The organism is Synechococcus sp. BS55D, from assembly GCF_004332415.1.
Taxonomy (GTDB): domain Bacteria; phylum Cyanobacteriota; class Cyanobacteriia; order PCC-6307; family Cyanobiaceae; genus Synechococcus_C.
Genome location: NZ_PHQT01000002.1, coordinates 233,693 through 259,758, shown reverse-complemented (window position 1 = coordinate 259,758; position 26,066 = coordinate 233,693). Strand labels below are relative to the sequence as shown.

The following is a 26,066-nucleotide window of genomic DNA, read 5'->3' as shown; positions in this document are numbered from 1 at the left end:
GTGCGGCGTTGGGAACGGGTGCAGCGAACGGAGAGCGGAACGGACGATCCGGCATGGGAGCGAACCGACGGAATCGGCTGGCCTGGGCCACGGACCCGATGCCGCAGGGCTTTCCAGCTCTTGAGCGCGGCTCACTGTATCAGCGGCATCCGCGCTTCCTACAATCGCCGCGCATTCCTGCGGACGCCTTCATGAGCACCAAGCCCCTGGTGATCTCCCCATCGATCCTCTCGGCCGATTTCGCTCGCCTCGGGGAGGAGGTGAAAGCAGTCGATCAGGCTGGCGCCGATTGGATTCATGTGGATGTGATGGATGGGCGCTTCGTCCCCAACATCACAATCGGCCCCCTGATCGTTGACGCACTCCGTCCAGTAACAACAAAGCCCCTGGATGTGCACTTGATGATCGTGGAGCCGGAAAAGTACGTTCCCGATTTCGCAAAAGCCGGCGCAGACATCATTTCTGTGCAAGTGGAAGCGTGCCCGCACCTGCATCGCAACCTGGCTCAGATCAAGGATCTCGGCAAGAAAGCCGGTGCAGTGCTGAACCCCAGCACCCCAATCGACACGCTTGAGTATTGCCTTGAGCTCTGCGATCTGGTGTTGATCATGAGTGTGAACCCAGGCTTCGGCGGCCAGAGCTTCATTGAGAGCCAGGTTCAGAAGATCCGTGATCTGCGCCGCATGTGCGATGAGAAGGGTCTTGACCCCTGGATCGAGGTCGACGGAGGCATCAAAGGTGCCAATGCCTGGAAAGTGATTGAGGCGGGAGCCAACGCGATCGTGAGTGGTTCCGGCGTGTTCAACCAGCCTGACTACGCCGCAGCGATTCAGGGCATTCGCGATAGCAAGCGACCCGAAGGCGTTCTCGTCTGAGCACCTTTCACTGGAGAGATCTCACAAAGCCCCGCCTTGGCGGGGCTTTGTTGTAACAAGCAACGCGTCCTGCCTCAGCTGCCGAAGAACCAGCCATAGCTGTGCAGACCGATTCCCAGGAGATTCACGCCGATGTAACAGACCACGATCACAACAAGACCAACCGCTGCCACAAGCGCAGGTCGACGGCCCTGCCAACCGCGACTGAGACGGGTGTGAAGGTAGGCGGCATACACAAGCCAGCAGATCAGAGCCCAGGTCTCCTTCGGGTCCCAGCTCCACCAACTTCCCCAGGCTTCGTTCGCCCACACCGCTCCACTGATGATGCCGACCGTGAGCAACAGGAAGCCGACCGTGATCGTTCGATAACTGAGGCTGTCGAGCTGTTCAATCCGTGAAAAGGCCACCGAGGAGAGTTGAAGATCGCCAACCGCAAGTGCCGCTCCATCGGGTCCCTGCAGGGCTGCCCGGCGAAAACCTCCGCTGCCAATCGAGCTGCTGCGGAGTTCGAGCGCATCGCCGCGATCCACGAACAACACGGCCAGTGACAGCAGCGAGCCGACCAACAGGGCCGCATAGCTGACCATGATCACGCTGACATGCATCACGAGCCAGCTCGAGCGGAGCGCAGGCACCAGAGGGGATGCTTCCTGAAGCCGATCTGGCAGAGCAAAACTGGCAAATGCAACACAGCCGAGCCCCATTGGCGTGGCCGCTGCAGCCACCAGGGGAGAAGCCCAAGCGCGCTCCACGAGCAACTGAGTGAGGGTGCAAGCCCAGGCCAGGAAACAGAGAGATTCGTAGAGGTTGCTGATCGGAAAGTGCCCTGACTGCCACCAACGCAGAACCAGTTGGGCTGTAAAGGCGAGATTGGCAAGAGCCACCAGAGTTCGCACAGCTCCTGAGCTACGCCCGGAAGACAGTGCCCAAAACGCCCAGGGAAGAGCAATGAGCAACAGAGCGAAGGCGATGAGCCCCAGCAGCAACACGGGCTCATGCAAGGCGGCATCCAGGATGGGCATCAGTGGATCAAGAACGCAATGGAACAACCGATCAGACGATTCTGACCGCCGCAATCAACGACTGGCCTGACGCAGCAACACTCCGCCTCCGGCCAGACAAATCAAAACGGGTGACCAGGCGGCGATGAGTGGCGGCAATGTGCCCTTCACACCGAGAGAACTGAAACTGAAACTGAGCACGTAATACACAAGGATGAGCACCACGCTGATGCCAAACCCCTGACTGCGACTGGTGCGGCTGTTCGGCTTGGCTCCGAGGCTGCTGCCAATCAGGCCGAAGACAAGACAGGCCATCGGCAAGGTGAATTTCTCCTGAATTCGCACCCGCAGGCGCCGCGCCTCCTTGCGATCGCCCGCGTCCAGAAGCAAGCGTTCCGCCTCAACGGCCTCGGCGACGGTCATGTTGTTGGCGTCCTTCGGCAACTGGGCGACCCGAATCGGTGCCGCACTGAGTGGATAGAGATACCGATCAAAGTCGGCGGCCGTGGTGCTACCCGATGGGGTGAGGGTCAGGATCTGGCCATCCAGAAATTCCCATTTGCTCTCGCGATCGTTCCAGTTGGCACGTTTGGCCACAAGCATCTGGGTGAAACCAACCCGTGAAAAATCAAGCACCGTGACGTCGCTCATCGTGCCGTCACGGAACTCACGGGCATAGAACAGCTGAGCCAAGCCCTTGTCGGACTGCCCATCGGCACCAGCGAGGCGGCCGAAACGGGAGTACACAATATTGTCTCCCTTTTCCGTAGCGATCGCCTTACCAAGAGCTCGCTGCAGAGTGATTTCTGCCGAGCGGTTGGTCCGAGGAACGATCACATCGTTGAACACGAAGGTGAGTCCGGTCATCAGCAACGCCAGCACCAGCGCAGGCGCGATCATGCGACTGGCACTGACACCAACACTGCGCAGGGCCGTGAGCTCACTATTCGCCGATAGACGGCTATAGGCGAGCAGCGTGGCCATCAAGGTGGCCATCGGAAAGGAGATCACCAGAAAGCTGGGCAACCGCAGCATCAGAACCCGAACGGCGATCAGCACCGGCAAGCCTGATTCGACAATTTTGCGCACCAGCTCGAACATCACCCCTACCGAAAGGGAGACCACCGTGAAGGCAGCGATGGCGAACAAAAGGGGGCCAATCAGCTCCCCCAACAGCCAGCGATCCAGGAGCGGAATGCGGCGGGCCTGACTGGTCACGCGAGAGCGCAGGGACTCGATCACAGCTGAAAGCCCTCCCCGAGGTAATGACGGCGCACGAGGGGATCATGGGCCACGTCCTGGGAGGGACCCGAGGCGAGAATGGAACCGTCCGTAAGGATGTAGGCACGGTCAGTGATCGCAAGGGTTTCGCGGACGTTGTGATCGGTGATCAGGATGCCCATACCCCGATCACGAAGCACCTGGATGAGTTGCTGAAGGTCGGCCACGGCCAAGGGATCGACCCCGGCAAACGGTTCATCCAGCAGGAGATATCGAGGTCCCTCAAGACCGACGGCAAGGGCACGGGCGACTTCACAACGACGGCGTTCCCCACCTGAGAGCTGATAACCACGGCGGTCCAGGAAAGGACCGAGGTGAAAGTCATCAACCAGCTGATGCAAGCGCTCGCGACATTGCGGGCGGGGGAGACAGCTTTGTGCCAGAACCAATTCCAAGTTCTCCCGCACCGTGAGCTGACGGAAAACACTCGGTTCCTGAGGCAAATAACCAATACCGAGTCGCGCCCGCTGAGGCATCGCCAAACCGGCGATCGGGTGACCATCGAGAAGGACCTGACCACGGTCAGGACGCAGGAGTCCAATCACCAGATTGAAGGTGGTGGTCTTGCCAGCTCCATTCGGTCCAAGCAGGCCGATCACCTCACCAGGATCAAGGGAGATGGAGAGGTCACGAACCAACGGCCTGCCACCAAGGGTGAGGGCCACCCGTTCCAGGGAGAGACTCATGGGGTGAATGGGGTTTGAGCAGGGCCTCCCCCGGGGGGTTTCTTGGTTTCAGTAGCGGGTTGACGAATCACCATCTGACTAAAGACCTGCGCACCCTTGGCTGGTTCAGCGACGGCGCGCTCATCATCGAGCAGATAAACCACACGCTCCGCCCTCAAGGTGTTGCCGCCCTCCTGAATCACGTCAACATCACCGCTGAGCACCAGGCGACCCTCTTTGCTGAAGTACTGAGCCTGTCGTGATGTAGCCACCATCTTGCGGGCTGGGTAAACGATCCGCACATTGCCAAGGGCGGTCACCACACCGGTGATGTTGTCCGCGCTCTGGGTGTCCGATTCAATCGTGATCAAACCTTTGGGACCGTCTGAAGCCTGAACAGCTGGGGCAGGGCCGGCCGACGCTTGGGCTGGCTGCGGTTCGGCCTTGACACCGCCAATGAGCAGCATCTGAACCAAAAGTGGTGCCAGTGCTGTCAGCCGGGAGACGAAAGCTGGCAAAGGGGGCCATCAGCGAATCGCCAATGTACCGACAACCCGATCAGCGTGGATGCAGGGTTGGGGCCTCCAGAACATCCGGGTCCTCCCCGTGCTGCAAAGCCTTTAAACGTGCTGTCACCTGGTGCTGCAGCGTCAGAAGGTCGAGACCAAGATCAGGGGCTGAAGGGGAAGCGAACCGACCAAGCCCCTCGCCGAGCAGGATCGTCGCCCCACGCTGATTGCCATTCTGAAGATGCACGTGGGCCACTGCCACCTGAATCAGGCCCTGTAAAACCCGGCGCTCAGGCCCTGATGTCTCGTGCCAGAGCTCTTCAAGAACATCATGGGCTGCGTACCACTCCTTCCTGTTGAAGAGCGCGATGCCCTCGCAGAAACGGGGATCCGACTGAATGATCAGCGAATCCCCTGAACTCTGCTCACGATTGGAGGGCGACGAACTCAACGCTTCGCCATCTTCTTGGCTGGAAGCTTGCGAAGACGAATCGATTCCGGAGTCACCTCCAGCATTTCGTCAGGTCCGATGTATTCAAGGGCCCTTTCCAGGGTCATCTGAATGGGCGCCTGCAGGGTGTCGAGTTCTTCAGCACCGGCCGAGCGCATGTTGGTGAGCTGTTTGGCCTTGCAGATATTGATCTCCAAATCCTGGGGGCGGTTGTTCTCGCCGATGATCATTCCCTTGTAGACCTTCGTGCCAGGTGAGATGAAGAATTGCCCGCGATCTTCAGCATTCTTCAGGGCATAGAAGGTGGCAGTCCCCTCCTCGAAGGCAATCAGGACGCCGTTCCTGCGGGTATCGAAGTCGCCAAGCATCGGCCTGTATTCGAAGAAGGAGTGGCTCATGATCCCTTCACCCCTGGTGGCACGAATGAACTCACCTCGGAATCCGATCAGACCACGGGAGGGAACGATGAACTCCAGCTGGGTGCGTCCGTCCTGTCCTGTCTCCATGTTCTGCATCTCGCCTTTACGGGTTCCGAGCTTCTCGATGCAGGCCCCGACGGATTCCTCGGGGACATCCATCACCAGAGTTTCCACAGGCTCACAGGGAGTGCCATCGATCGTGCGGAAGATCACCTGAGGCTGCGACACCTGGAACTCATACCCCTCGCGACGCATGGTCTCAATGAGGATGCCGAGGTGGAGTTCACCGCGTCCGCTCACAGCAAAGCGGTCGGGGGAGTCAGTGTCTTCCACCCGCAGAGCCACGTTGGTGAGCAACTCCCTCTGCAGACGGTCGCGAACCTGACGGCTGGTGACGAACTTTCCTTCCTTTCCAGCGAAAGGGGAATCGTTGACCACAAAGGTCATCTGCAAGGTGGGTTCGTCCACCTTGATCAGAGGCAGAGCTTTCGGTTCGTCCGGGCAGGCGATGGTCTCGCCGATGTTCACATCGTCGAAACCAGCCACGGCAACAAGGTCTCCAGCGGAAGCCTCCTCAATCTCAACCCGCTGCAAACCTTCGAATCCGAGCAGTTTGCTGATCCGGCCACGCTTGACGCTGCCGTCGTCCTTAATCAGAGAGGCGCTCTGGCCCTGCCTAATCATGCCGTTATGGACGCGTCCGATAATGATGCGACCTAAGAAATCGGAGTAGTCAAGAGTCGTGATCTGAAGCTGAAGGGGCTTCTCAGGATCACCGACCGGCGGCGGAACATGACGCAGGATCGCGTCGAACAGCGGCCGCATGTTGTCGCTTTCGGTCTTCATATCGGGCTTGGCGAAGCCACCAAGACCACTGCCGAACAAATAAGGGAAATCACACTGATCGTCGTCGGCACCAAGCTCAATGAACAGATCGAGCACCTTGTCGACCGCCGTTTCGGGATCAACCCGGGCGCGATCGATTTTGTTCACGAACACGATCGGGCGAAGTCCCTGCTCCAGGGCCTTCTTGAGCACGAAGCGGGTCTGGGGCATGGGCCCCTCGTTGGCATCCACGATCAGCAGGCATCCATCCACCATGCCCAGCACACGCTCCACTTCACCACCGAAATCGGCGTGACCAGGGGTGTCAACGATGTTGATACGCGTGTCGTTGTAGGTGACCGCTGTGTTCTTCGACAGGATCGTGATACCGCGCTCACGCTCCAGATCGTTGGAGTCCATCACGCAGGTCGGCACCGCCTCGTTGTCACGGAAAATGCCGGACTGACTGAGCAGGGCGTCGACCAGGGTCGTCTTGCCGTGGTCAACGTGGGCGATGATCGCGATGTTGCGAATCGCCTTGTTCGGGGCGCTCATTGGGGTCCGTGACGGTCTGAAAAGAAGGCTGGGAGTCGCCCGCAGGCGCAGCCGGCCCAGGCTATCTCAACGTGAGATCGGTCAGGATCCAAGCTGACTGGTGCGCTCCGGCCGCTCCGCCCGCAGACTGCCCCGGGTCACCCCAAGCCGGTGGTCGATGCGCTCACGTCGCCAGACAGCCTGGGAGGGAATCTCACCAGTCAGGGCCTGGGCGTAGAGCCGAACACGACGGAGCGTCGACGGCCCGTCTTCATCCAAAAGCTCCAGGCGAAGGTGACGCACACCCGCGGCGAGCAGATCAGGAAGGGCTTCCACACCACTTTGGGCCCGACCGTTGAACAAGGTGTTGCGGCAGCCGAGATCGGCATGGAGCGGATGCTCAACACCGCTGCGGTCACGCAGATGCACCACGTGGTGTTCGCAAGGCCTTCCGCAATCGGTGTGATCGTGCCCTTCAGAGAGGAAGGCGCAGAAGAGGCAATGCTCCATATGAAACAGCGGCATGTGCTGATGGAGGGTCACCTCAAGCGCGCCTGGGTCCACCCCGGTGATGAGATCCAACAACTGATCAAGATTGAGGTCATAGCTCGCGGTCAGGCGCTGGAGCCCCCACTGATCGCTGTACCAGCGATGGGTGAGGGGATTCGCCGTGTTCAAGGAAAAATCGCCGATACAGGGAGCGAGGGGAGTGAGGGTCTCCAGCTGATCGGCATTGCGCACCAGATAGCCCTCCGGATTGGCACGGATCAGGGGCTCAAGGCTCCAACGTTCGTCCGGTCGAGTGATCCGCGGCCCGGCGAGACGCAAACCATCAGGCCAAAGACCACGACCGATCGAAACCGCCGTTTTCAGATCGGTCGGTGCTTCGAGATCGGCGACCACTCCGGCCAGCGGAAGTCCATCAGATTCAGAAGCGAGCGCGCGCAACTGCTCAAGACTGCGCACCAGCACATGCAAAGACGGGGGCCGACTCCTCGATGCAGTCGAAACAGAATCGGTGGTGCGGCGCGGCAAACAATGCTCCAGCGCCTGGGCGATGACACGCTGATCGGACTCTGGACTCGCTGGCGAAGAGCTTGTGCACGAAGGGGCCTTGCACGAAGCGAGAACCATGTCCAACTGATCCAACAGCTCCCGACGCAAGCGATTGAGCTCTGCGAGGGGGAGAAACAGTGCGTCAGGCAGATCGATCTCCAAGTGATCCAAGCGCCAACCGCTTCCTCCCAACCGGCCGATCTGACGTTCAAGCCTCTGGCGATCCAGGCCCTGATCTCTGGCCGCTTGGAGGGGCATGCTGCTGCGCACGCTGAGGCGAGCCCCAGAGGATGGAACAGGCTCGAGCAACTCCAGGGTCAACGGATGGCCATCCGTTCCAGTGACGCGGAGCCTGAGAGCCCGCTCTTGAATGGGCGTCTCCCGGCCAACCTGCCGCTGCCAGTAGCTCTGCCATTGGGGATCCGCCGTGAGCCAGATCGGCGCACCCGGGAGAAGTCCGCGCAAATCGAGACGCCCCGGACCGAGACGCAACCGCAATAAAGCCGCGCCACAGGGCTCCACGCGCATAATCCGGCCACCCACCTCAAGAGGCGGCCGCAATGCTTCACCAGCCCCAGCTTGCACTTCCATGACCAGCCCCTGACCGCAGGTCAAGGGTTCGTCCGTCCGGACCAGAAGCCAGCCCTGCGCTTCCACGCGCTCGAGCTGACCGACCACGGGGCCACGTTTCTTGCTCCAGCGGCCGTGCACCAAACGACGGTGATTGACCCCCGCCAACCAACCACTGGATAGACCACGAGAGAAGCCGAGCTCAAGCTGGCGCTGAACGGCGATGGGGTCAGGATCCAGACCATCCAGCTGCTGGCGATAGGCCTGGGTCACCGAGGCCACGTAGGTGGGATCTTTTAGGCGGCCTTCAATTTTGAAACTGGCGATCCCCAGATCCACGAGCTCCGGAAGCAGGGTCCAGGCCGATAAATCCTGCGGGGATAGGAGGTAGCGCTGATCCCCGAGGTCACGGGCCTCACCATCGACGATCAGCTCATAAGGAAGACGGCAGGCCTGAGCGCACTCGCCACGATTGGCACTCCGCTGCCCAAGGGATTCACTGGTGAGGCACTGTCCCGAGTAAGCCACACACAGGGCACCGTGGACGAACACCTCCAGGGGCATGGACAGATCGCGATCCAGCAGCTGGTTCTGAAGTCGGCGAAGGTCCTTGAGCGCTAATTCACGGGCCAACACCACCCGTTGGCAACCAGCTGCTGCCGCCTGGGCCACCCCCGCTGCACTGGTGATCGACATCTGAGTCGACGCATGCAGCGCCATGGAAGGCACAAGCTGCTGGGCTAACAAACAAAGCCCCAAGTCCTGAACGATCAAGGCATCGACACCGGCCCTGTGCGCAGCCAACAGAAGGGACGCGGCTGCCTCCAACTCATCGCTGAACACCAGCACGTTGAAGGTGAGGAAGCCCTTGACACCTCTGGCGTGCAACCACTCCATGATCTCTGGCAGGTCCGCGAGTCGGAAGTTCTCAGCACGGAGCCGGGCGTTGAAGGCCTCCACCCCGAAATAGACCGCATCAGCACCCTGGGCCACGGCAGCCTTGAGAGACGACCAGTCACCGGCGGGGGCCAGCAGCTCAGGGAGCAGCGAAGCTCTCAAGATCCCTGCGCGAGACGACGGGCGGGCTCAAACTCGCGGAGCGCCTCCGACGAGCCCTCGAAACGCCAATGCCAGGGTTCATAGCTCACACCCTGCGCATTACCGTCCGGAAAGGAGAGAGTGAAGTGATAACTGGCGGCGTGATCCTGAAGCCAGCGGAAGGCCTTAGTGCTCTCAAAAGACTGGGAGAGATTGGTGCCCGGATCATCACCATCTCCCACATCAACGGCGAAGCCGGTGCTGTGCTCCGAATAACCCGGAGGAGCACTGACCTTGGCGCGCTCGCTTGCGGTCTGATTACGAGCGGATTTCACATCAAAGAAAATCCCCTTCTGAAGCGCATGGGAGCGATAGCCGCTCAGCAAGCGCAAATCCACACCGTCGGCAGCAGCCGCTTGCTGTAGAGCCCGGAAGGCCTCAGCGGCATCTTTATGCAGTTCGATGCCTGCTTCAACACCGACACGATCCACCACAGGCACCTCCGGATAAGGGAAGTGACCGAGAAGGCGTCCATCTCCGGAAGGCTGTTCGACGATGCCTTCGACAACGGAAGACGGTGCAGAAAGACGAGCCAGCAGTGAAGGGCCAAAGAGCACCGCTGCCAAGGCACCACTAAAAACCAATCCACAGGACAGCAGGAGGGCTGCACCTCCACCGCCACCCGCACCGGCTCCGCTGCGGCGACCAGCGCGCGTGCGTCGTGCGACGGGAATGTCGTCCCGGCTGGTGCGACGGGGCGCAACGGCGCGAGCCACAGCTTTGATGCAGTCTTGTGACGATCGTAAGGGGGGGCGCCAGACCCGTTCCACGGCGAAGGTTCCGGCGGTGGTAGCTTCGCCACAACAATCCAGCGGAGTCAGGCTGAGATGCTTCGAGTTGCCGTCGTCGGTGGTGGTCCTTCTGGGTCCTGCGCCGCTGAAGTACTCGCCAAAGCCGGTATTCAGACTTGGCTGTTCGAGCGAAAACTCGACAATGCCAAGCCCTGTGGAGGTGCGATCCCCCTCTGCATGGTGGACGAGTTCGACATCCCAGACGAGATCATCGACCGCAAGGTCCGCAACATGAAGATGATCTCCCCCTCCAACCGTGAGGTGGATATCAAGCTTGATCCTCTTGGCTACGACCGCAACGCCTACATCGGCATGTGTCGCCGCGAGGTGTTTGATGCCTTCCTGCGCAACCGCGCTGCAGATCTCGGCACCACCCTGATCAATGGACTTGTCCAGAAGATCGACACCGGCAACAACCGACAGGGTCCTTACACACTTCATTACGCGGACTACAGCTCGGGCGGTCCCACAGGCGAGCTCAAAACCCTCGAGGTCGACTTGATCATCGGAGCCGACGGAGCGAACTCCCGGGTTGCCAAAGCGATGGATGCCGGCGATTACAACGTCGCCATCGCCTTCCAGGAACGGATCAAGCTTCCTGCAGAGGAGATGGCCTACTACGAAGATCTCGCCGAGATGTATGTGGGTACCGACGTGTCCCCCGACTTCTACGCCTGGGTGTTCCCCAAATTTGACCATGTGGCTGTCGGCACCGGCACCATGCAGCAGAACCAGTCCCTGATCAAGGGTCTTCAGCAGGGCATTCGCGAACGCGCGAGCAAGCGACTGTTCAAAGGTGAAGTGATCAAGGTCGAAGCCCACCCCATCCCTGAACATCCACGGCCCCGTCGGGTGGTGGGGCGCATGGCGCTGGTGGGTGATGCAGCTGGCTACGTGACCAAAAGTTCCGGCGAGGGGATCTACTTCGCCGCCAAGAGCGGTCGCATGTGCGCCGAGGCCATCGTCGAAATCTCCAACAAGGGCTCTCGCATTCCCACAGAAAAGGAGATCAAGTCGACCTATCTGAAGCGCTGGGACCGCAAATACGGTGCCACCTACGCCGTGCTCGACATTCTGCAACGGATCTTTTATCGCAACGACGCGGCACGCGAGGCTTTCGTCGAAATGTGTGATGACCGTGATGTACAGAAGCTGACCTTCGACAGCTATTTGTACAAGCGAGTGGTGCTGATGAATCCATGGCAGCAAATCAAGCTGACGCTGCGCACCCTCGGAAGCCTGATCCGTGGTGAAGCTCTAGCGCCTTCTGATTACGGTCCCGTTCCTTCTGCTGTCGGTCGCTCCGATGGTGACTTCCTTGCAGAAGAAGCTGCGCAAGCGATCAAGGCACAGGCAAAAGAGAAAGAAACCGCGGAAGTCAGCTGAAGCATTGTCGCTTCAGCTATGAACCCCTCATAAAAAATCAAGCTGGAGTCACTTTAATGACTCCAGCTTTTTGTCAGGACTGAATCAGTTCGAAACGGGCCAGTTGCGAGGCCTGGTTACGCAGTACAGCGAGAAGATTGAGGCGGTTATCGCGAAGCTGGGGGTCATCGGCCATCACCATCACGCTCTGATCACCATCAAAGAACGCCTCGAGGGCAGGCGTTGCCTCGTCTAGGGCACTGGCCAGTGCCTGGTAATCCCGCGACAACGCCAGGGGAAGCAAGCGAGTCACGACATCAAACATCGCCTGTTCACTGGGTGACTCGAACCGTGCCGGATCCACCACGCCACTGGCATCAAGCACGGAGCTCGCCAAATCTCCTTTTTCCGCCAGACGAGCGGCACGCTGAACCACAGCCTGCACACCCCCAAGTCGCCCCTGCTGGCGCAGGCTTGCCAGCAAACGAATGCGATCAAGCACATCCATCGGATCCGCCAAGAGACGTCCATCGGTCACGCCTTCGCCGGCCACCGCCTGGACCAGATCGACGCCGTGGCCATCCTCCTCCAATTGCGACTGGATCCGCTGACGCAGAAGCAGCACTAGATCTGCGACCAAACCACTCGTATTCACCTGAAACGCCGGGAACAGTGCGCTCCAGTGATCGGCTGCGGCCTGCAGAAGTTGGAGCAAATCCAGCCGCCAACCCTGATTCCAGAGGATCTGAAGGACACCATTTCCGGCACGACGCAGTGCGTAGGGATCAGACGAGCCACTGGGGCGTTCCCCCTTGGCAAAGATGCTGAGCAACAGCTCCAGCCGTTCGGCCAGGGCCACAACGGCGCCAGCATCACTGCTGGGGAGGTGATCACCAGCCCCTCGCGGCAGGTAATGCTCCACAACCGCCAGGGCCACAGAACGCGGCTCCCCCTCCTCCAGCAGATACTTACCACCCATCAACCCTTGTAATTCAGGGAATTCACCCACCATCTGGCTGACCAGATCGTGCTTGCAGAGGTGCGCGGCACGGATTGCAGCGGATTGCGCCGCGGCATCCAGACTGAGCTGATCCAGCAACTGGGCTGTGAGCCATTCGATCCGATCAACGCGATCACGCAGACTTCCCAGCCCCTCGGCAAACGTGACCCGGTCGAGGGCGTCACGGCGCTCGGCACTGGGCTGACGGCGATCAACGGTGAGGAAAAACTCGGCATCGGCCAGCCGGGCACTGAGAACACGCTCATTACCTCGGCAAATGCGCTCTGCAGCAGCATCCAATCCATTACTGACCAGCAGGAAGTCAGCACAGAGCACCTCTCGGGCTGTGAGCCGCAACGGATCAATGGCCACATCAGGACGTCGAAGAGGGACGTAGCGCTGATGGGACTGCATCACGGTGACGATCACCTCAGGAGGAAGATCGAGGAAGCGATCAGCAATCGCCCCTGCAAGCACCGTCGGTGACTCCACAAGATCGACGAGCTCCTCAAAAAGCGAGTCCGGGCAGTCGGGTTCACCCTGCAAAGTCTGAGCCTTAGCAGCCAAGGCTTCCCGAATCACCTGAGCACGCTGCTCGCGATTCACCAGGACACCCGCTGCAGCCATCGCGGATGCATAGGTCCCGGCGTTGGAGAGCTCTACTACTTCAGAGCCAAGGCGGTGGGGGCGACTGCAACGTCCGCTGTTCACCACTGGATCGCTCCCCTGCAGTGTCACAGGAATGATCTCCTCGCCCTGGAGGGCCACTAACCAACGCACGGGACGACTGAAACGCTGGTCACCTGAGCCCCAACGCATGAAGCGCCTGCCCTGGAGAGCATCGATCCAAATTGGAATGGCGTTCTGGAGCAGCTCACGGGTCGTTTGCCCCTTCACGAGGACGGAAGCGAAGACACAATCACCCTTCGGAGTGGGGCGGACCTCCAGAGCCGAAGGGTCCACACCACAACGACGAGCAAAACCAATGGCTGCCGGTCCCGCCTCGCCGTTCACGAAGGCCTGGGCCACAGGGGGGCCCTTGCGCTCCTCCTGGAGATCATCCTGCCCATCGGCCAAGTTCTCGACCAGCACGGCCAGGCGCCTCGGGGTGCTGGTGACCTGGATGTCACCGTGATCCAGCCTCCACTCCTTCAGATCACGCTGCAGGCGCTCCCGTAGCTGGGGTAAGGCCAGACGCGCAAAATCGGCGGGCAGTTCCTCGGTACCGATCTCGAGCAGAAAGGTTGCAGGCACGCCGTTGAGCTCATCCAGTCGCTGACTGTATTGGAAGCCGTTTCGCTACCTTCAATAGAGATTGATACGAGTGCCAGTGAGCCAGAGCGACGTCGATGCTTCAAAGGGTCTCGAAGACCAGGGCAGCGGCGCGGTCTCCCAGGCTCTGCCGAAGGCCGAACAGCGCAAGCTCGACAGCGATTATCTGCGAGAGCCCCTGCTGACTGAGCTGAAAAACGAGCTGCCGCAGTTCAGTGAAGACGCCCTGCAGATCCTTAAATTCCACGGCAGCTATCAGCAAGATGATCGCGACCGCCGCGAAAAGGGTCGTGACAAGCATTGGCAGATGATGCTGCGGCTGCGCAGCCCAGGTGGCCGCATCCCCGCTGATCTGTTCCTGGCACTGGATGATCTTTCGGATCGCCTCGGTGATGGCAGCCTTCGGGCCACGACGCGCCAGGCATTCCAGATGCATGGGGTGGCCAAATCTGACCTCAAAGAGGTCATCGGAACGATCATCCGTCAAATGGGCTCAACGCTTGCGGCCTGTGGAGACATCAACCGCAACGTGATGGCTCCGGCGGCCCCATTTGAAAAAGATGGCTACCCAGCGGCACGACAACTGGCCGACGAGATTGCTGACCTGCTCAGTCCTGAAGCTGCTGAAGGCTCCTATCTAGACCTTTGGGTGGATGGAGACCTCAGCTATCGCATCAAACCCAGTCGTGGCGTGAAAGCGGCCAGACAAAGGCAAAAGGAAGGTGGTGTGAACTCAGGGAGTGAGCAGGAGCCCCTCTACGGCGACACTTATCTGCCACGCAAATTCAAAGTGGCCGTCACCGTGCCCGGTGACAATTCCGTCGACCTGCTGACCCAGGACATTGGTCTTGTCGCCTTTGCCGATGCCACAGGAGCCCTGAAGGGTTGCAACGTGTACGTGGGCGGAGGCATGGGTCGAACCCATAACAAGGAGGAGACCTTTGCCCGCGTCGCTGACCCCCTTGGTTACGTAGCAGCCGATCAGGTGTTTGACCTGGTTCAGTCGATTCTTGCCCTCCAGAGGGACCACGGAGATCGCCGGCTGCGTCGCCATGCCCGAATGAAGTATCTGCTTCACGACCGGGGGGTGCAGTGGTTCAAGCAAGAGCTCAAGACACGCTATTTCCAAGGAGAGCTCAAGTCACTCCGCAATGAGCCCAAGGCCAAGCTCGTTGATTATCTGGGCTGGCACCGCCATCGTGCCGGGATGTGGTTCGTTGGGATCCCCCTCCTTTGCGGGCGCTTGCAGGGCGAACTCAAAGCCGGCCTGCGTCGGATCGTGGAGACGTATCAGCTCGAGATTCGCCTGACCCCCAATCAAGACCTTCTCCTCTGCAATATCGGCACACCGCAACGGGCCGGAGTGCGTCAGGCCCTTGCCGCCCTTGGCATCGAGACACCTGAATCCCCTCAGGCCCTGGCACGCCACGCCATTGCCTGCCCGGCACTGCCGACCTGCGGCCTGGCGATCACTGAATCAGAGCGAATTCTTCCGGAGGTCCTCAAGCGGCTCAATACCCAACTGGAACGCCTGGCGATCAGTAAACCGATCCTGGTGCGGATGACGGGATGCCCGAACGGTTGTGCACGCCCCTACATGGCGGAACTCGGACTCGTCGGCAGCGGGGTCAATCAGTATCAACTCTGGTTGGGTGGAAGCGCCAATCTGCAGCGCCTGGCTCGTCCCTTCCTGGACAAGATGCCGTTGGAATCGCTGGAAACCACCCTTGAGCCTCTGCTGATCAGTTGGCGCGAAGCCGGAGGTCGGAGCACCCTTGGTGATCACATCAGCAAGCTGGGCGATGCAGCAGTGAGCGAGCTGCTCGCCAGCACCTAATCCGAGCGTCCGTAGACCGCCTCAGCAGCCGCTGTACTCCAAGCCCACAGTTGATCTCCGTAACTGAAGTGCCACCACTCATTCGGGTGACGCACGAATCCCGCCACGCTCAGACATGACGCAAGAAGCTCACGGCGTTCATGCCAGACCGCTTCGGCTGAGTCGGGATTCCGATGCGCGAGCTCCGAGTAGAAGTGCGGCTCTGAGACAGCACCGATCGCATCAATCTCCCCCCCCATATCGAGAGGCATGCCCGCCTCGGAGACGAGCGTGAGATCCACAGCAGCTCCGGTGCTGTGGGGAGGGGGCGTTGTCGGGTCTGAAGAAGGGGGAGCCCAGAAGCGCTCAACAAGCTGTCTCACCTCCTCATGCCTCGAGGCCTGGCTTGGTTGACTGGCATCCAACTGTCGGCGCCTGCATTCCTCTAGGAACGCATGCTCCACCATGAAGGACTGAACAACCACTGGCCTCCAGGCATCGAAAATGCCGAGCCGCAGGGACGGCTGAAGCCGCTGAAGCTCATCCTGGGCCAGGAGCAATCGCTGCCGAACCCCCTGCCGCAACCGGAAGGGATCGGAGCCGGGACCGTAGGGAGCCCCCAGAGACGCATAGGGATGCGGCCGCAAACAAAGGAGAGCGGGCTCCAAGGGCAGCAGAGGCTCACCGCAGTCCCTGATTGGACAATCACGCCAGGGCCTGACCATCAGGACAAGGGTCGTTGCGGCCAGATTGCCAGACCTCAATGCATCGCCCTCATCAAGAATGCAAAAACCGCATCATTTCCACAGAGGGACAGGCATTTTCCCCAGATTGAGTCTCACGCGGCTCAAGCTCAGGCCAGTCGTCAACCAGACAACAGGCGGGGATCTTCCATGAATCTTGACAAATCCGAAGAAATTCTTTCATCTCAAAAACAAAGCGAGGACCGCCCCTGAAAACGAGGGCCAACACTGAAATCCTTTCGTATCAACAAAACCAATGCGCGGAATCGACAATGGGTAAACATCGCTGCAACAAGCCCCAAAACGGTGTTGCAAAACACAGAAATCAGAGGGCAACAGTGGCGCAAGTCTCAGAATGGACTCAAGCCTGTGGAGAACGCTGTCAGCTGAACGGTCTCAGCTGGGCGGTCTCAGTTCAGCTGGCCTGCTGCGGTCAGACGACGTTGCTGTTCCTCAAGCAATTGACGCAGAGTTGGGTACTGCCCCAAACCGGGATCCTGGCTAATGAGGCTTGAAGCCTCCTCCCGCGCTTCCTCGAGCACACTGCCATCATCCGCAAGACTGGCCAGGGCCAGATCAGGCAGGCCCGACTGGCGCGTTCCAAGCACCTGTCCTGGTCCGCGCAAGCGCAGATCCATCTCAGCGATCTCGAAGCCGTCATGGGAGCGCACCAACACCTCAAGTCGCTGACGAGCCAGCAGATTGCGGCTGTCATTCACCAGGAGACAGTGGGACGCTGCAGCACCGCGCCCGACACGTCCGCGCAGTTGATGCAACTGGGCCAGGCCGAAACGATCGGCATGATCAATCATCATCACGCTGGCTTCCGGCACATCAACACCCACCTCCACCACGGTCGTGGACACGAGCACATCACAACGCCCTTCTGCAAACGCTCGGATCACCGACTGCTTGTCAGCACTATTCAATCGGCCATGCAATAGGCCCACGGATCGATCTGGGAAGATCTCCTCACTCAACTGGCGATGCACATCCACCGCTGATCGCAGATCAAGTTTTTCCGATTCCTCCACCAGCGGCAGAACCACGTAGGCCCGTTGTCCCTTGGCGATCTCACTGGCGATGAGGTCATAGGCCTCCTGGCGAGATGTTGACGCCAGGAGCTGCGTCTGGATCGGGGTGCGTCCTGGTGGTAGTTCATCGATCTGACTGACATCGAGATCCCCGTGGAGGGAGAGCGCCAACGTGCGGGGGATCGGAGTCGCCGTCATCGTGAGCAGATGGGGTTGCAACCCTTTGGCAAGCAATCGGTTGCGCTGCTTCACCCCGAACCGATGTTGCTCATCCACCACGACCAGCCCAAGGCGAGAAAAATCCACAGGATCTTCAATCAACGCGTGGGTTCCAACCAGAATCTGCAGAGTTCCGTTCGCCAGATCAGTCAGCATTCGCCGCCGAGCGGGCCTTGGCGTTGAGCCTGTCAACAGTTCCACCGTGACATTGAGTGGGATCAACCAACGACAAAGACCGCGATAGTGCTGCTCTGCAAGGACCTCGGTCGGTGCCATCAGAGCCCCTTGCCAACCTGACTCCACCGCCTTGAGAAGGGCCGCGATGGCCACCACGGTTTTGCCACTGCCCACATCCCCCTGTACCAATCGCGCCATCGGTTCCGCGCGAGCAAGATCCTTCTCAATCTCCGCCAACACACGCTGCTGTGCACCGGTGAATTGAAAGGGCAGCTGCTCGAGAAACCGACCAACCAAGCCATCCCGCTGGCCAGCAATCGACAACACCGGAGCCTGACGCTGGCGCCAACGAGACCGACGCTGCATCAGACCGAGCTGTAGCAACAGGAATTCGTCGAACACAAGACGGCGGCGGGCCTGTTGCAGTTGCTCCCGGTCGCTTGGTTGGTGGATCACACGCAGGGCTTCCGGTCTAGGCATGAGCTGCCGGCGGCGTTGCGTCTCAATTGGCAGCGGGTCCGACCATTGGGATGAAGCCGGCAGGACCGTATCCACGAGACTGCGCATGCGATCAGCAGTCAGTCCCTCTGTGAGTGCATAAACCGGGATTAATCGACCGATCTGGCGGGAACGCAAGGGAGAACTGGCGCTCTCCATGACTTCAATTAGCGGATCCTGAAAACTCACGCCATAGGGGCCAGTTTTCACCAAACCACTGACGGCCACCGTGGCACCCGGAGGATAAAGACGCGCCTGAGCATGAAGGGCAGCAGGTGAACTGAAGCGACGACCGGCTAAGAAGCGTGTGACTTTCAAGCGGCCGGTGGGATCTTGCAGCTGCAGTTCGAGGATCGAAAGGTTGGGATTACGCGGACTCGTGAAGCCATGGCAACGACGCACTGTGGCCACGATCGTCGCCGTCTCGCCTGGCTCAAGGGCTTCGATCCGTCGCAATGCTGAGTAATCGACGTAGTCGCGGGGGAAATAAAGCAAAAGGTCTCGCACCACAAGCAAACCAAGAGCGGCCAGTCGTTCAGCAAGCTTTGGTCCAATCCCGCGAACCTTGGAGAGGGCTGCGTCCAAGGCCAGCGACTCACGGCCGTTCCCTGTTGAAGACGACACTGGGGCCGCCTGAACACGGAGACGCGGCGGCGCCATGGGAGTGGAGGGCTCCAAGCGTTGACGAAGGCCGTGGAGCCACTGACGCGTGGTGGTCACCAATCGCCGTCGAGACGCTTCCTCCAGCTCCGGATAGCGGGCGAACTCCTGGGCCAACGTTGCTAAACGTTGGAGGCTGTCCTGCGGCAGGGGACAGGGGGGAGGAGCAGCGCACTGTCGACTCAGGAACGCATGAAATCGCTCCTGACGCCCTTGCAGATTGGAGAAACCACGATCCGCTTCGAGGCCGAGGGCGGTCTGCAAAGGCTGCAGCCATGCCTTCAGAACATCCATCTCCCGCGCCGAGAGCGCGGGCTTCAGGCTCTCATCTGGGGGTCGCTCGGAGGGCTGGGCCACCACTGCTCTTGCACCTGCCGGATCGTGGAACGCCGCTGCCAGTGGCGTTGCTTTTGCACCATTGTGAGCAGTTCCCGCCGCCGATGACGCAGACACATGCGACAACGACGCAGCTCAGCGTGATCAAATTCCAGCTCTGAGGGACGAAGCAGCAGGCAGCTGAGTTCGACCCACTGATCCACAGAAGCTTCAGGGAGTGGGACACGAAGCCTCAGAAGGTTGGATGCTGCCGGGAGACTCTCGACCTGACCACTCAGCGCTGCATCGAGCAGGCTGATGGGCAACAGACTTGATGCCAATCCTGAGCGCATCAGCTCCACATTCAACGCGTGGGACAAATTGCGCAGACGCCTCAACAAAGCACGATCAAGACCGTCTAACCAACGCACAAGCTCCCTGGGCATGGCTGGCAACAGACCAGACCCCGCCTCAGTTGAGGGGAGGGAACGGGGCCATGAATCCAGCTCTGAACCCCCTGAAGACTCGGCAGCAACCATCGCCTGGCCTGCCATCACAAACAACGAGCGCAACATCGCCAAATCAGATGTGGCTCCCTGCCCAGACCACTCACTCTGCAGCGAGTCGTCGTCCTCAATCTCGGTCTCCTCTGGAACGCTCTGCTCCGTGGGGCTCTCCTCGTGATCTGCCTGCTCGTGATCTGCCTGCTCGTGATCTGCCTTCTCGAGCTCAGCCAGATCAATCTCGCTGTCCTCCTGCCCACCGGTAGGCAGGAGACCCTGAAGCAGCGAGGGCTGATGGATCGGAGGATCGAGGCTCAGTTGGATCGACTGCGTCGCCCTAGGGCCTGAATCAGTCGGTGACCGCTCAGGGTGAACCGCGTCAGTCGGCCGATCCTCCAGCAACGCTTTCTGGGCTTGCTGGACTCTGACCACCTGCTCGCGAGAAATCTGACGGGAGAGATCCATCAGCTGCTCAATGGTGAGAAGAGAACAGCAGCGCTGAACCAGCGCATCAATCCTTGCCTGAATCTCGGCCCGTCGAGCCACGTCGATTGCCGCAAGACGCTGACCGTCATCAGCAGTCAATAGCGTGGCCAGGGACGCACGGACAGCTGGTAGGAGCAGGTCTCGAAGGATCTGCAGATAAAGCGCCTGCTCGCGATAAAGACGTGGGGCCATGGACTGCCCCCACGTCTCAAGACGGGCAAGTTGTTCGCTGGGGTCGTGCAACGGGGAAGAAACGCCGTATCTCGGCTGGCTGATCAGCCAGCCGTCATGGAGGCGACTTCAGTGGCGAAGTCCACCTGCTCAATCTCGATGCCCTCGCCAAGGGTGTAACGAGTGAAGCGACGCACCTTGACGTTTTCACCAATCTTGCCGGCGGCCTGCTTGACCAGCTCAGCAACAGTGATCGAGCTGTCCTTGATGAAGGGCTGCTCCATCAGAGCAAGCTCCTTGAGGCGCTTGCCGATACGGCCCTCAACGATCTTCTCCTTCATCGCTTCAGGCTTGCCATCCAGGTCGTCACGACCCATCTCAATCGCCTTTTCGCGCTCACGAATCTCGTCAGGGATCTCGTCAGTGGTGACGTATTCGACGTTGGGGCAGGCGGCCACCTGCATGGCCACATCGCGAAGCAGCTCCTGGAACATGTCGCCACGTGCCACAAAGTCGGTCTCGCAGTTGACCTCAACCAGAACACCCACGCGGGCGCCGGTGTGGATGTAGCTGCCGATCGAGCCCTCAGCGGCGGTACGGCCGGACTTCTTCTCAGCGCTGGCAATGCCCTTCTGCCGCAACCACTCAATGGCCTTATCGCAATCACCATCGGTCGCTGCAAGAGCTTTCTTGCAATCCATCATTCCCGCGCCGGTCTTATCGCGCAGGTCCTTGACAAGCTTGGCGGAAACGGCAGCCATCGTGAAGAGGTGGTGGTGGGAACTGGAAATGGAGAACCGCCGACCCGCTCAAGCGGAACGGCGGCGTGAACTTAGCGGTTCGAGGACCTCAGCCTTCGGCGTCGTCGGCACCGCGCTGATCATTGGCACCGTGACGGCCCTCATTGATCGCATCGGCAAGGCGGCTGAGCACGAGCTGAACGGAGCGGACAGCGTCGTCATTGCAAGGAATCGGCACCTCGCACAGATCTGGATCGCAATTGGTGTCCAGCATCGACACCAGAGGAATATCAAGCTTGCGTGCCTCGAGCACAGCATTGGTCTCGCGACGCTGATCGACGAGAACCACAACATCCGGGAGGCGGCGCATGTTCTTCAGACCACCCAGATATTTCTGGAGTCGATCGAGCTCACGACGGAGTACAGCGGCCTCTTTCTTGGGGCGCATGGCGATGGCTCCGCTGGATTCCATGCGCTCAAGATCCTTGAGGCGATCAATCCGGGCCTTCATGGTGGTCCAGTTGGTGAGCATGCCGCCCAGCCAGCGCTGGTTCACATAGGACGCTCCGCAACGGGCGGCTTCGAGAGCCACCACTTCGGACGCCTGCTTTTTGGTGCCGACAAACAGAAAGCGCTTGCCACTGCGGGCAGCGGAGCGAACCCACTTGTAGGCATTGTTCATGCAGACAGCGGTCTGCACGAGGTCAATAATGTGCACCCCGTTGCGCGCGCAATAGATGTAGCGCGACATCTTGGGGTTCCAGCGACGGGTCTGGTGCCCAAAGTGGGCGCCAGCTTCCATCATCTCAGCAAGAGTGACAACAGCCATGGGAGGTGAGGTTTCGGGTTCGCCTCCACCTGTCAGGGATGGTCGTGGGACCAGCACCCGAAACAGACAGGTGTGCGGTTTGAAAGGACCAGATGACCCTACCAAAGCAAGGTTCAGGCCATCCCTTGCTGGCGAGCTTCAAGTGCCATAGCCCGCACCCCGATCCGATTGAGGGGAAGCCGGAGCAATTCCATGGCCAGATCGGGCCGCCCGCGGCGAATGAGCCAGGCAAGCAGCGGCCTCAGTGAGCGTTCGTTGAGCAGACCGCCAAGGGTGAGCAGCTCCCAAAGCAAGCGATGCAACCAGGTGAACTGAATGATGAATCGCACCCGGCGGCTGGGGTGCTTGCGATAAAAAACCAGCCCCATTTTGGCTCGCTCACGCTCCACCCTGATCAAATCGGGGATCTGCTCAAGACGGAATGCCGGATGCCAGTGATACCCCACCGCCTGAGGACACTTGACCAGAACAACACCCATCTGGCGGAGTCGCTCACCGAGTTCAAGATCCTCCCAGCCGTAAAGGCGGAAACCGGTGTCGAAGAGTCCGGACCGTTCCAGGACCTCTCGATCGATCGCCACATTGCCAGTGGCGAAATAGGCCCAGGACAAATCGCGGAGTTTGTGTCGTTCAGAGGTGGGGCTCTCAAAATTGGCGGTGTTGATCACAGCGCCATAGGTGAAACAAAGCCGATCACCGCGCTGACTCCAGGACTGTTTCAAGGCCGCCGCATGGGAGGCCAGAAATGTGGGAGTGACCACAAGATCGCTATCGATGAAAACAATCACGTCACCACGGGCGTGATCGACACCCCGGTTCCGCCCCTCCGCGGGCCCGCCATGGGCCTGCTCCACCAGACGCACATGCGGAAAGCGACCAGCGTCCCGACGCAGCCAGTCAGGCGTGCCATCACTGGAGCCGTCATCCACCACCACCACCTCATAGGCCTCGAGGTCGGTAGTCAGGCGCTGATCCTCCAAGGCCAGCAGACACTTCTCCAGGATCGACCGCCGGTTGTAGGTGGGGATGACGACGCTGGCAAACATCCGCACAGGACCGGCAAGGACCCACAGCCTAAAGACATGAAAAAAGGGGGCCAAGGCCCCCCTGAAACGAAAGCAAGAACGGAATTCAGTCGGCTGCGCCACCGTTGTTGGCCGTACCGGTCACACCATTGCCGGCACCTTCTCCACGGCCGTCGTTGCGGAGCTTGCGCTTCTTGAACTTACGGGCGTAAGCGCGGTTGCGCTCTTGCTTTTCCTTCTTGAGATTTCTGCGCTTGGCCATGCGAAAGGGGCTGGACGACGACTGGGACTCCTACCAACTTACTCTTCCGCCTTGAACAGGCGACCGTCCTCCATCCGCATCAACCGATCAGCTAGATCGAGAATGCGAGGGTCATGGGTCACCATCAGCACCGAGCAGGACTGTTCGCGGGCCAAGCGACGCAGCAATTCCACCACCTCGCGGCCCGTGGTGCTGTCCAGCGCGGCTGTCGGTTCATCAGCGAGCAGCAGCTGTGGCCTGGCCGCCAGCGCCCGGGCGATCGCGACGCGTTGCTTCTGCCCACCGGAGAGATCGTGGGGCCGCTTGGCCATGTGGTCATCCAGACCGACCGCCCGAAGCCATTCCCGTGCCTGATCACGACGGGCGCGGTAGGAGAGCCCCTCAAGAAGATCAGAGCCCATCTGCACGTTCTGTTCCGCCGAGAGGCAGCGCAGCAGGTTATGGCCCTGAAAAATCATGCCGATCCGACGGCGCAATCTCTGCCTCTGGCCGCGGCCAGCCCCCCGGAGCTGCTGTCCGAACACCCAAAGATCCCCTTGCTGCACCTGGCGCAGGGCTCCGATCAGGGTGAGCAAGGTGGTCTTCCCGCAGCCCGAAGGTCCCGTCAGGAGGACCACCTCTCCGGGTTCAATCCTCAGATCCACAGCCTGAAGAACCTGCCGGCGAGTGGAGCCGCGGCCATACCAGTGGCTCAGCCCCTGGATCTCAACCGTGAACGACGAGGTTGGCTTGGCAGGCTCGGGCTGCCGAGAACGAATCAGCTGATCGGACGGGCTGGACATGGGTCAGAAGATCTCAGCTGGGTCTGCATCGACCAATCGGCGCATGGCCAGGCAGGCGGACACCATGCACATGACAAGGATCATCGTGAAGACCGTCAGAGCACGGCTGAGGTCCATACCGACAGGTAAACGCGTGGCCTCACGGACAAACCAATACAGACCCTGGCCGGCCAGGTAGGCGGGCACGTAGCCGAACATGGCCAGCAGCAACCCTTCGCGGACGACAACCCCGAGCAACGTGGGGAGGCGGTAGCCCATGGCCATCAAGGTGGCGTATTCCGGCAGGTGGTCGCTCACGTCTGTGTAGAGCACCTGGTACACAATCACGCATCCCACCACGAATCCCATGGCGGCACCGAGCGTGAAGATGAATCCGATGGACGTACTGCTGCGCCAGTAGTTCTGTTCAAAATCAATGAACCCCTGCTTGGTCAGCACACGCACATCCTCAGGCAGCAAAGCCTGGAGCCTCTGACGCACCTGTTCAGGGTCGGCGCCAGGAAGCAGACGAATCAGACCGAGTTCGATGCTGCCCGAGGGGGTGTTGGGCATGAGATCCAAGAAGGTTTCCGAACTGGTCAGCAGATTTCCGTCTGCGCCGAAACTGGTGCCGAGGGCAACCAGACCGGCCACTCTCACTCGATTGCCGCCGATTTCACTCTCAACGGTGCGACCCTCCCGAAACCAAGCAGCAACTGGACCAAATTCCGGACGGGAACGCTCATCGAACAAGACCCGGCCCTTCTGAGACAACAATCTCGCCTTGGCGGGTAAATCTGGATCGGTAAAAAAAGGATCGTCTGGGTCAAATCCGAGCGCCAAGATCGAACGGGTGTGACGGGTCTCAGGATTGCGCCAGAGCATGAGGCTCCAGTGCACCGGAGTGATGCCCTCAACAGCAGGATCGGCCATGGTTTGAATCAAACGCCGCCTGGGAAAGCCAGCCATCCGCACCGAACTGGTGGAGCGGGGGCTGATCAGGACCAGATCCGCATCAAAACGTCGATGCACAGTGACGCTGGCATCGAAGAGGCCATCGCGGAATCCCAGCTGCATGAACATCAGGATCCCAGCGAAACTGATCCCGGCGAGGGCCACGACCAACCTCACCGGCTGGCGGATCAGCATCAGGGAGGCCAGGGGAATTCGCCGCCACCACCAGAAAGGACGCATCACAGCAACCGGCTCAGGGGTTCTGGAAGCGAGCGATGACCTTCATACCGGCCAAACGGGTCACCCGAGCTGCGGATTCAGCGTTCAAGCGAACCCTGACCTCCACGATCCGAGCATCAGCATCACCCGTGGGATCAGTGGAGAGCACCCGCCGCTGTCGCACCTGGGGACTGATCCGCATCACCTCGCCCTCAAGACGTCCGCTAAAGCCGCCGTTCTCACTCACCAGAGTGACCGCCTGACCGAGGAGAATGCGATTGACATCCGATTCGTAAACCTCAATCAGAGCTTCCATCTCCTGGCTAGCCCCAACCTCAAGCACCCCATCGGTACCGGAACGCTCCCCCACCCTGGTGATCACTTTCAGCACCACACCATCAATCGGAGAGCGCAACTCACTGTCCTTGAGATCAGCCTGCAATTTGCGCTCACGGGCCAGGGTTTCCCGACGCTCCCCTTCCAGACGCACCAGTTCATCCTGCTTGTCTTCGAGGAGAACAAGGGCGGCCGCACCTTCACGAGCGGCCGCGGCGTAGCGGGAGACCTCACGCTTCTGCATCCGGATCTCAATGTCCAACGTGCGCAATGTCTCTTGCACACCAGAAAGATCCGCCAGAATTTGGGGGCGGCTGTCGAAGCTGGCAAGCACGTCGCCGCGACGCACTCTGTCCCCCTCCCTCACCAACATTTGGGCTACTCGAGGGGTGCCGCCAAAACCACTGACCGGCGCCGCAAGGCGGCGGACATCACCGGCGGGTTCAAGCTGGCCTAAGGCTGCGACAGCTTCGGGTGGCCGAACAGTCACCGGGTTTGCCGGTGCCGGCTGTGAGGGAACGGATGGCCGCCGTAGCACCGCAAACAGGCCCAGCAACACGAGCAGTCCCAGGCCACCAGCAAGCCAGGGGAGTCGCCCAGACATGG

The 26,066-nt window shown here is 60.2% G+C and carries 22 protein-coding genes; 3 read left to right on the top strand and 19 right to left on the bottom strand.

Annotated elements, in window-relative coordinates; all coding sequences use genetic code 11:
* The first annotated feature begins 191 nt into the window (after positions 1-191).
* On the top strand, positions 192-875 hold the full coding sequence (gene rpe / locus CWE16_RS04945; protein ID WP_131455395.1) for a ribulose-phosphate 3-epimerase: 684 nt from the start codon (positions 192-194) through the stop codon (positions 873-875).
* Positions 876-949: 74 nt separating this feature from the next.
* Here the strand turns inward: rpe and ccsB are convergent, their stop codons facing one another.
* From ccsB to CWE16_RS04905, 8 genes are all read right to left on the bottom strand, one after another.
* A complete protein-coding gene (gene ccsB / locus CWE16_RS04940; RefSeq protein ID WP_131455396.1) occupies positions 950-1,897 on the bottom strand; it encodes a c-type cytochrome biogenesis protein CcsB in 948 nt (315 codons plus the stop codon).
* A gap of 54 nt (positions 1,898-1,951) precedes the next feature.
* The gene (locus CWE16_RS04935) at positions 1,952-3,094 is read right to left on the bottom strand and encodes an LptF/LptG family permease (RefSeq protein WP_443081606.1); all 1,143 of its coding nucleotides are present in this window, start codon (positions 3,092-3,094) and stop codon (positions 1,952-1,954) included.
* Positions 3,095-3,114: 20 nt separating this feature from the next.
* Complete coding sequence (lptB, locus tag CWE16_RS04930) at positions 3,115-3,843, bottom strand: LPS export ABC transporter ATP-binding protein (protein ID WP_131455398.1); 729 nt, start codon at positions 3,841-3,843, stop codon at positions 3,115-3,117.
* Entirely contained in the window at positions 3,840-4,289 is a 450-nt protein-coding gene (locus CWE16_RS04925; protein ID WP_236629581.1) for an LptA/OstA family protein, read from the bottom strand. Before CWE16_RS04925 ends, lptB begins: the two co-directional genes overlap by 4 nt.
* Before the next feature lie 91 nt (positions 4,290-4,380).
* A complete protein-coding gene (locus CWE16_RS04920; RefSeq protein ID WP_236629580.1) occupies positions 4,381-4,782 on the bottom strand; it encodes a DUF309 domain-containing protein in 402 nt (133 codons plus the stop codon).
* The gene (gene typA, locus CWE16_RS04915; protein ID WP_131593460.1) at positions 4,779-6,581 is read right to left on the bottom strand and encodes a translational GTPase TypA; all 1,803 of its coding nucleotides are present in this window, start codon (positions 6,579-6,581) and stop codon (positions 4,779-4,781) included. Before typA ends, CWE16_RS04920 begins: the two co-directional genes overlap by 4 nt.
* Positions 6,582-6,662: 81 nt before the next feature.
* A complete protein-coding gene (locus tag CWE16_RS04910; RefSeq protein WP_131593458.1) occupies positions 6,663-9,245 on the bottom strand; it encodes a peptidase U32 family protein in 2,583 nt (860 codons plus the stop codon).
* Positions 9,242-10,000 (bottom strand): M15 family metallopeptidase, encoded by a 759-nt coding sequence (locus tag CWE16_RS04905; RefSeq protein ID WP_131593456.1) that lies wholly within the window; start codon positions 9,998-10,000, stop codon positions 9,242-9,244. The genes CWE16_RS04910 and CWE16_RS04905 overlap by 4 nt, the downstream gene beginning before the upstream one ends.
* 111 nt (positions 10,001-10,111) lie before the next feature.
* Between CWE16_RS04905 and chlP the strand changes: the two genes are divergently transcribed.
* Positions 10,112-11,461 (top strand): geranylgeranyl reductase, encoded by a 1,350-nt coding sequence (gene chlP / locus CWE16_RS04900; protein WP_131593454.1) that lies wholly within the window; start codon positions 10,112-10,114, stop codon positions 11,459-11,461.
* Positions 11,462-11,534: 73 nt separating this feature from the next.
* Here the strand turns inward: chlP and glyS are convergent, their stop codons facing one another.
* Positions 11,535-13,694, bottom strand: a complete 2,160-nt coding sequence (gene glyS, locus CWE16_RS04895) for a glycine--tRNA ligase subunit beta (protein ID WP_131593452.1) — start codon at positions 13,692-13,694, stop codon at positions 11,535-11,537.
* Between the two features lie 76 nt (positions 13,695-13,770).
* On the opposite strand from glyS, the gene CWE16_RS04890 reads away from it, so the two are divergent.
* Positions 13,771-15,549 carry an NADPH-dependent assimilatory sulfite reductase hemoprotein subunit gene (locus CWE16_RS04890; RefSeq protein ID WP_131593450.1) on the top strand — a complete coding sequence of 593 codons (1,779 nt, stop codon included), beginning with the start codon at positions 13,771-13,773 and terminating at the stop codon, positions 15,547-15,549.
* On the opposite strand, the gene CWE16_RS04885 is transcribed toward CWE16_RS04890, so the two are convergent.
* The 10 genes from CWE16_RS04885 to CWE16_RS04840 all read right to left on the bottom strand — a co-directional run bounded on the left by CWE16_RS04885 (position 15,546) and on the right by CWE16_RS04840 (position 26,064).
* Positions 15,546-16,196 (bottom strand): M15 family metallopeptidase, encoded by a 651-nt coding sequence (locus CWE16_RS04885; protein ID WP_330848531.1) that lies wholly within the window; start codon positions 16,194-16,196, stop codon positions 15,546-15,548. The two genes, CWE16_RS04890 and CWE16_RS04885, sit on opposite strands and share 4 nt — an antisense overlap.
* Positions 16,197-16,681: 485 nt before the next feature.
* Positions 16,682-19,219 (bottom strand): ATP-dependent DNA helicase RecG, encoded by a 2,538-nt coding sequence (gene recG / locus CWE16_RS04880; protein WP_131593446.1) that lies wholly within the window; start codon positions 19,217-19,219, stop codon positions 16,682-16,684.
* Positions 19,177-20,355, bottom strand: a complete 1,179-nt coding sequence (locus CWE16_RS04875; protein ID WP_236629578.1) for a hypothetical protein — start codon at positions 20,353-20,355, stop codon at positions 19,177-19,179. Before CWE16_RS04875 ends, recG begins: the two co-directional genes overlap by 43 nt.
* An 83-nt stretch (positions 20,356-20,438) precedes the next feature.
* Positions 20,439-21,095, bottom strand: a complete 657-nt coding sequence (gene tsf / locus CWE16_RS04870) for a translation elongation factor Ts (RefSeq protein ID WP_131455408.1) — start codon at positions 21,093-21,095, stop codon at positions 20,439-20,441.
* 88 nt (positions 21,096-21,183) lie between these two features.
* Positions 21,184-21,903, bottom strand: coding sequence for a 30S ribosomal protein S2 (gene rpsB / locus CWE16_RS04865; protein WP_131455409.1), 720 nt, complete (start codon positions 21,901-21,903; stop codon positions 21,184-21,186).
* Between the two features lie 113 nt (positions 21,904-22,016).
* The gene (locus CWE16_RS04860) at positions 22,017-22,949 is read right to left on the bottom strand and encodes a glycosyltransferase family 2 protein (RefSeq protein ID WP_131593442.1); all 933 of its coding nucleotides are present in this window, start codon (positions 22,947-22,949) and stop codon (positions 22,017-22,019) included.
* Positions 22,950-23,034: 85 nt separating this feature from the next.
* On the bottom strand, positions 23,035-23,190 hold the full coding sequence (locus CWE16_RS04855; RefSeq protein WP_006171625.1) for a hypothetical protein: 156 nt from the start codon (positions 23,188-23,190) through the stop codon (positions 23,035-23,037).
* Between the two features lie 38 nt (positions 23,191-23,228).
* Positions 23,229-23,972: a DevA family ABC transporter ATP-binding protein gene (locus CWE16_RS04850; protein WP_131593440.1), complete on the bottom strand. Its 744-nt coding sequence runs from the start codon at positions 23,970-23,972 to the stop codon at positions 23,229-23,231.
* A gap of 3 nt (positions 23,973-23,975) precedes the next feature.
* Positions 23,976-25,145 carry an ABC transporter permease DevC gene (devC, locus tag CWE16_RS04845; protein WP_131593438.1) on the bottom strand — a complete coding sequence of 390 codons (1,170 nt, stop codon included), beginning with the start codon at positions 25,143-25,145 and terminating at the stop codon, positions 23,976-23,978.
* Between the two features lie 13 nt (positions 25,146-25,158).
* Positions 25,159-26,064, bottom strand: a complete 906-nt coding sequence (locus CWE16_RS04840) for an HlyD family efflux transporter periplasmic adaptor subunit (protein ID WP_131593436.1) — start codon at positions 26,062-26,064, stop codon at positions 25,159-25,161.
* Between the last annotated feature and the right edge of the window lie 2 nt (positions 26,065-26,066).